8 protein-coding genes are annotated in these 5,461 nt (G+C 45.4%); all 8 read right to left on the bottom strand.

The features are described from left to right. Positions 1-267 precede the first annotated feature (267 nt). The 8 genes from Q0081_RS31605 to Q0081_RS31570 all read right to left on the bottom strand — a co-directional run bounded on the left by Q0081_RS31605 (position 268) and on the right by Q0081_RS31570 (position 5,263). The gene (locus tag Q0081_RS31605; RefSeq protein ID WP_298363095.1) at positions 268-492 is read right to left on the bottom strand and encodes a hypothetical protein; all 225 of its coding nucleotides are present in this window, start codon (positions 490-492) and stop codon (positions 268-270) included. A gap of 151 nt (positions 493-643) precedes the next feature. Next, positions 644-1,462, bottom strand: coding sequence for a hypothetical protein (locus Q0081_RS31600; RefSeq protein ID WP_298363093.1), 819 nt, complete (start codon positions 1,460-1,462; stop codon positions 644-646). Then, the gene (locus Q0081_RS31595) at positions 1,428-1,613 is read right to left on the bottom strand and encodes a hypothetical protein (RefSeq protein ID WP_298363091.1); all 186 of its coding nucleotides are present in this window, start codon (positions 1,611-1,613) and stop codon (positions 1,428-1,430) included. The genes Q0081_RS31600 and Q0081_RS31595 overlap by 35 nt, the downstream gene beginning before the upstream one ends. Before the next feature lie 36 nt (positions 1,614-1,649). Then, positions 1,650-2,222, bottom strand: coding sequence for an IS630 family transposase (locus Q0081_RS31590; RefSeq protein ID WP_298363089.1), 573 nt, complete (start codon positions 2,220-2,222; stop codon positions 1,650-1,652). After that, positions 2,215-2,721 (bottom strand): winged helix-turn-helix domain-containing protein, encoded by a 507-nt coding sequence (locus Q0081_RS31585; protein ID WP_298363087.1) that lies wholly within the window; start codon positions 2,719-2,721, stop codon positions 2,215-2,217. The genes Q0081_RS31590 and Q0081_RS31585 overlap by 8 nt, the downstream gene beginning before the upstream one ends. A 53-nt stretch (positions 2,722-2,774) precedes the next feature. Further along, positions 2,775-3,077 carry an SdrD B-like domain-containing protein gene (locus Q0081_RS32080; protein WP_409034117.1) on the bottom strand — a complete coding sequence of 101 codons (303 nt, stop codon included), beginning with the start codon at positions 3,075-3,077 and terminating at the stop codon, positions 2,775-2,777. Between the two features lie 746 nt (positions 3,078-3,823). Further along, positions 3,824-4,783 carry a hypothetical protein gene (locus tag Q0081_RS31575; RefSeq protein WP_298363083.1) on the bottom strand — a complete coding sequence of 320 codons (960 nt, stop codon included), beginning with the start codon at positions 4,781-4,783 and terminating at the stop codon, positions 3,824-3,826. A gap of 9 nt (positions 4,784-4,792) precedes the next feature. After that, positions 4,793-5,263 (bottom strand): hypothetical protein, encoded by a 471-nt coding sequence (locus Q0081_RS31570; protein WP_298363081.1) that lies wholly within the window; start codon positions 5,261-5,263, stop codon positions 4,793-4,795. Between the last annotated feature and the right edge of the window lie 198 nt (positions 5,264-5,461).

Raw genomic sequence — 5,461 nt, 5'->3', positions numbered from 1 at the left:
TGGAGCACAGCAAGTTTTAAATCTGAGAACAAAAAACCTTAGTAATCAATGGGATGAGGTAATTCAATTGGTCAGAATGGCCGCTTAGGAAGCAATCCTGCATACATTCGTACACCCAACCATATTAGGCATATAAGTAAATATAAGATTTTGTTTTTCAGGCATTTACAAATCATATAATCTTATACTTCTTATCGGTTCGCCGTGCGGGCCCCGCAACGCGATGGTTGAATAAATCCACAAAAATTATCAGAGAATCTAACCTCTTTATCTCTTCTTTTTAAGCTTCATTTTGAGTGGAACGCAGGGAAGCGGAGCACATTGACAAACAACGTGTTTCAACACTACGGTCTTATCCATAAAACAACCATTTTCTGCAAACACGCGTACGGTATAGGTCTGATCAGTTGGTGGATTCACCGCATTTTTCAAAATCTTACCATCGACCGGAATGGGCTGTGCCGTTGTTGATGCATCGTATTGAGTACCCAAGGTCAATCCAAAACCGGCATTGGCATCAAATCCGGTTAATTGAATAAATCCGTCCTGATAAGTACTGTCTCCAGCACAGGTAGCCGACGATGCCGATACGCTGTAACGAGGCGCTGCCCGACGGGTAACGGTAACTGTGTCTGCGCAATTTTCAAAAGGTGAGAATCAGGATAAAATGGTACACCCCATTTTGAGTCAGGCCCGTCACTAATCCGGTTGTATCGGCAGACGCTGAAGTAGGATTGGAAGCCGACGCTACCCAATACCGTCCGTTGGTAGGCTTGGGCAAGGAATGCGTCACTGAGGGTTCGCACAAAATCGAATTTGGCCCTGCGGGATTATTGGCACAGGGTTGCGGCGGGTTGGCATCGCAGATGGTTCGGTCAATTTTCTGAATCAATTCACAACCGGCCGCATTCACCACCTTTAAGGTCGCAATTTTGTTGTTTGGAATCGCCTGAACGAAATAGGTATTGTTTCCTTCGTTGGTCACGGTGCCTTCATTGGAACTGAAGGTAGCCGAGGACGATACCTGAACACGTACCGAATACGAATTGGAAACACAACTCACCAAGACCACCTGAAGCGTTGGGCGTGTTTTGACAACGACCTGAACCGTATCTGTTTGGGTACAACCTCCTTTGCTAACGGTTGCAATGTACCGTCCTTGCTGAGCAAGCTGAGCATTGGCAATGAACGGATTAGTTTGTGTCGAAGTAAAGTTCGCAGGCCCCGTCCAGCTACTATTTTCTCCCGCTTCGAAGGTAGCCGAAAGTTGGATAGTATCGCCTTCGCACACCACATCGCCCTTGGCTGTTAAAGCCAACAACGGAGGATTGGAAAGTGAAATGCTGTCGACAACGGAGCATCCTTTGGCATCCGTCACCACGACTTTATACTTGCCGGCTTTTAAACCGTTACTGTTTTGAATTGTTTCACCGGTTGACCAACTGAAAACTGCCGCAACCATTGAGGTTGGTGTTGGAAGTAGTGGTACTGTTGGCAATATCAAAATGCCGCATTCGCCCTTTGCGCGTTCCGCACTGGTATTTTTGGGCCGCTGTAGGATTAACGACTGTTGCCACGTAAAATTCGGGCGTGATGTCCAACACTTCCTCCACCGTTGAGTTGGCAATGAGATTATTGGCAATGTATACTTAACTCACAGAGGTTTGCAAAACCAATTTTGGAGTTTTGATGATTTGAAAGTTTGTATTTATCAAAGATTTTAATTTATCTCTATAGCTGCCAATATCGGCAAAAAAGTCTCTTATTCGTTGCCGGAATACCTTAAAATCAGGCGTATAATTTGACTTTATAATTTCTTTTTTAAGGAACTTCCATAGTCTCTCAATGGGATTAAGATTAGGAGAATAGGGCGGCAAAAAGTGCATTGTAATACGAGAATTTCTTAGATATTCCTGCACTAAAACGGAACGATAATAACGGGCGTTATCCACAAAAAGATGAATTGTTTTCTTGTTAGAATAACGTTCTTCAATCGCTTTTAAGAAGACAACTGTGGTTAGAGCATTAATAGTCTCGCACTCGTGACAGACAACTTCCGTAGCATCAGCAGGATTGACAGCTCCGTTAATATTGAGCCGTTTACGACCTGTATTGGAGGGAATTTCCTTTTCTGTTCCCTTCTCAATCCAAGCGTAAGCAGGAGCCGTATTATGGTGGGGGTGAACTCCATCGCCAAAAAGAATCACCTCACTATCAAGCAATCTGTTGCATCCTCTTAGCCTCTATCTTGCGGAATTCTTCTATCCAAAGTATTTGCTTGTCTTGGTCTGCCCCCGAAGGGATTAAACGGGTCTTCTTGTAGGAAAAAGCCAAACGATGCAAAAGGGCTATCACCCCGTCAGTCGTGTAAATGACCCCAAAGGTTTGCTCAATATAAAGCCGTACTTGGTCAGCACAATGGCACAAGTTCTCTTTGATGTATGATTTTAAAAACACTTTTTGAGATTCAGTTAATTTGCCCACACAAGGTTTGTAATGTAGCCCTAAATAAATGTTAAAATCCTGGCTCGAAAGGTATTGGTGGTAATGACGATTTACCGTTGATGAGTCAATGCCTAAGAGCTCTGAAATCTCAACGGCAGGGTAGCCATGATGGAGCATCAACAACGTTGTTAATTTCTGATACGTAAGCCTATCAGAAGTATTCCGTTGAAGTTCTTTTAGTAAGTCTATTTGAACTTTTTCAAGTTTTAGTCCCATGTTTATATAACGTAAGTCCACTCAGTTTTCTTGCAAACCTCATTTAGTTTAGTTTAATTGCCCGATTCGCCCGTGGTTTTGTCCACGTCGGAGTCTTTGGTATCGTCATTAGGCGCGTCTTTCACACTTGAAATCTCACAACCTGCTGGAATCGAAGCCGATAGGACTTTGATTTTGTACGTACCTGCGTCCAAATTGGTGAACAAATACTTGCCCGTGGCATCGGTGGTATCTTTGGCAAACAGCGTTCCGTTTTTGTAGAGTTCGATCTGCACTCCTGCGACGACGACGCCGTTTGGCGTGGTTTCGTCTTGGATACCGTTGTTGTTGGTGTCTTTCCAAACGAAGTCTCCCAAACTGCCTTTTGGTTGTACACAGGTTGGTACAATTTCCCGTGGTATTATTTAACTTACGGAAACCACCTGAATTGTAGTAGTCGTTAAAATCCCCTCCTTGAGGGCGATTGATAGGGTCTAAGACAGTTACGACCACTTCTCCCGAGCCAGGGCGCAGTCCTAAAGCTCCGAATACGTTTTCGGCGTGTGATAAAGATACATTGTTGGGGTCGTCACTGTCAATAAAGTTGTCATTGTAGAATTCCCCAAATCCTGGTCCTTGGTTATTATCGGGCGATGAACCCACGCTCGGACCTGCATTGGCATTGTTTTCCAGTATGTATGTACCATTGCTGAAATAAGCCCGTAAAATATCGCCCCCAGCAATGGTGTTGAAAAGAGAATTGTCATTAGGCCCATAGTTTCGGACTCCGCCCTGTAAACCGGTTCGGTCGCCAAAGGCCAATACCATCGAACCGTCAATGTCAAATTCAATGTCGGTAAGAATAGGCTCAGGATGGACTTTGTCGCCGGAGTTGGAGGCACTTTGTTTGATGTTCCAGTTATTCGACCAGGGATACCAACCTGTAATCTCAGTACCGCTGAAAATGTTGGGATAACCTTTGGGATAGGTCAAAGGAAAATCAAAGGCAGGATTGGTATCCCAACTATTTGTACCCAAATCGTAAGCATACACATAAGACCTCAAATGTGATTTATCCTGAGAAGTAAACGCATCACAGACAACCCCTACATATACTTTATCTTTATAAACTTTCAAACCCCACGGGCAGGCTTCCCCCCCTTGGCAAGTGGGGCTCAGGCAGGGTAAGTGGCGTTATTTTACTGTTGTTGGGAATCGTACCGCTACTGTTATATTGAGTAATATCAATTTTATAGAGTTTTTTATCAAACAGGTTGGTGAAGAAAAGTGCGTTTCCATCTTCGACAATGTCCATATCTCCAATCCCAACGGTTCCAATTTTATCAAAGGCATCAGGGTCCTGGCTGGGGGAACCCGAGCCGGTTAATCCACGGGTGGCATTACTGCCAATCGTTCCCACATTCACGGACATATCGGTGGCTACATCCCACGAAGAAACCACGCCGCCAGCAATTGGGTCAATGACAAATATGCTACCCAACCCTTTGGCAGTCAACCCTACGTGCCGACGCAACACCGCCGAGCCGAACAATTTTTTGGTAAACTTGTTATAGGCCAAACCCCATACCGAGCCAATATCTTTGGCCGTAGCCAGTACCGTCATTTTGCTCATGTCTTTGACGCCGTTGTAGTCGTAATTAAAGGCTACCAAAGCATCCAAACCACCCGAATCGTATAGGGAATTGGTGTTGGGGTCAATGTCGGTATTGTTTCCGTTGACAAAACACGAAACGAAGGTTCGCGGGTTGGTTTCGCAGTAATCTGAAGGGTCATTGATACCTAAATCTACGCTGCAATCGGGGGCATTGATAAACTGAACCGTCGTTCGCCCGTCGGTACCGTTGGGGGTTCCCTGTCCTGCGTACGCCGGCAAATTTGAGAATTCAATCCGAACGGGGTAATTGTTGGCCGCAATGGCATTGCCCCCGCTGAACACGTAGTCGCCGTGATTGTCGCTCGTGGTAGTGAAAACGGTTCCGTCGCAGGCAATAGCCTTCACAGCCACGCTGCCAATCCCGTTGGTTTCACCCAGTTGCTTGATACCGTCGGCGTTATAATCCACAAACACTCTTCATCCCAAAGTCCCCGAAGGACACACCAAAGCGGCACAGGCCGCCGGGGCACCGAAAGAAGCTGAGGTAGCATTACAGGAGGTAGTTGTTGAAAATTGGGCGGATACAGTCAATCCCGATGCGCCGTTGGCGGGAATCTCAAAAGCGACTACTTGCGGTGACACGATGGTCTGCGGGCCGTTTTGATTGAAACCGTAGTTCACATTGATCAGCCCCGGTGTAATGGTTCGGGTGGCAGGTACGCTGCCCGCCGGCCCGGTTACAACAATGGTCTCGCCTGAGGGTGCATTCGCCCAAGTCACTTCCACGCTTACCGTGGCTTTACTGCCGTTGTTTTGGTAGCAACCCGATACGGTCGGTTTGAGGGTAATAGAGCATTGACCCAGTACCTCGTAAACTGAACCAATTAAGAATAGGAGTAGATAAAAAACAAAGCTGTACTTTTTCAACGCGTACGTAAGGATGTTCATAGCAAAGGATTTTTTCTTTGACCGGAACAAATAATATGCTCATTATCCCTTTTTTGAAAAGAAGTACCTACCTATAAGACATGGGGGTAGGACAAGTTAGTTATAAATCTCAAAAATAGCGATATTTGGTTTATGAACACAGAAGAGCAAGAGTTTTACGCCCTTTATGCTAAATTTTCAGCATGGAAAACGAGTCAG

The sequence above is a fragment of the Runella sp. genome, assembly GCF_027484545.1.
Lineage (GTDB): Bacteria > Bacteroidota > Bacteroidia > Cytophagales > Spirosomataceae > Runella.
Note: the sequence above shows the minus strand (reverse complement) of the source record. Positions and strands in the feature narration are given on the sequence as shown.

What these genes read in the sequence shown, in the direction of transcription:
- Q0081_RS31585 (WP_298363087.1), bottom strand. Translation starts at nt 2,721, where the DNA reads ATGGGACTAAAACTTGAAAAAGTTCAAATAGACTTACTAAAAGAACTT.
- Q0081_RS31570 (WP_298363081.1), bottom strand. Translation starts at nt 5,263, where the DNA reads ATGAACATCCTTACGTACGCGTTGAAAAAGTACAGCTTTGTTTTTTAT.
- Q0081_RS31600 (WP_298363093.1), bottom strand. Translation starts at nt 1,462, where the DNA reads ATGGTTGCGGCAGTTTTCAGTTGGTCAACCGGTGAAACAATTCAAAAC.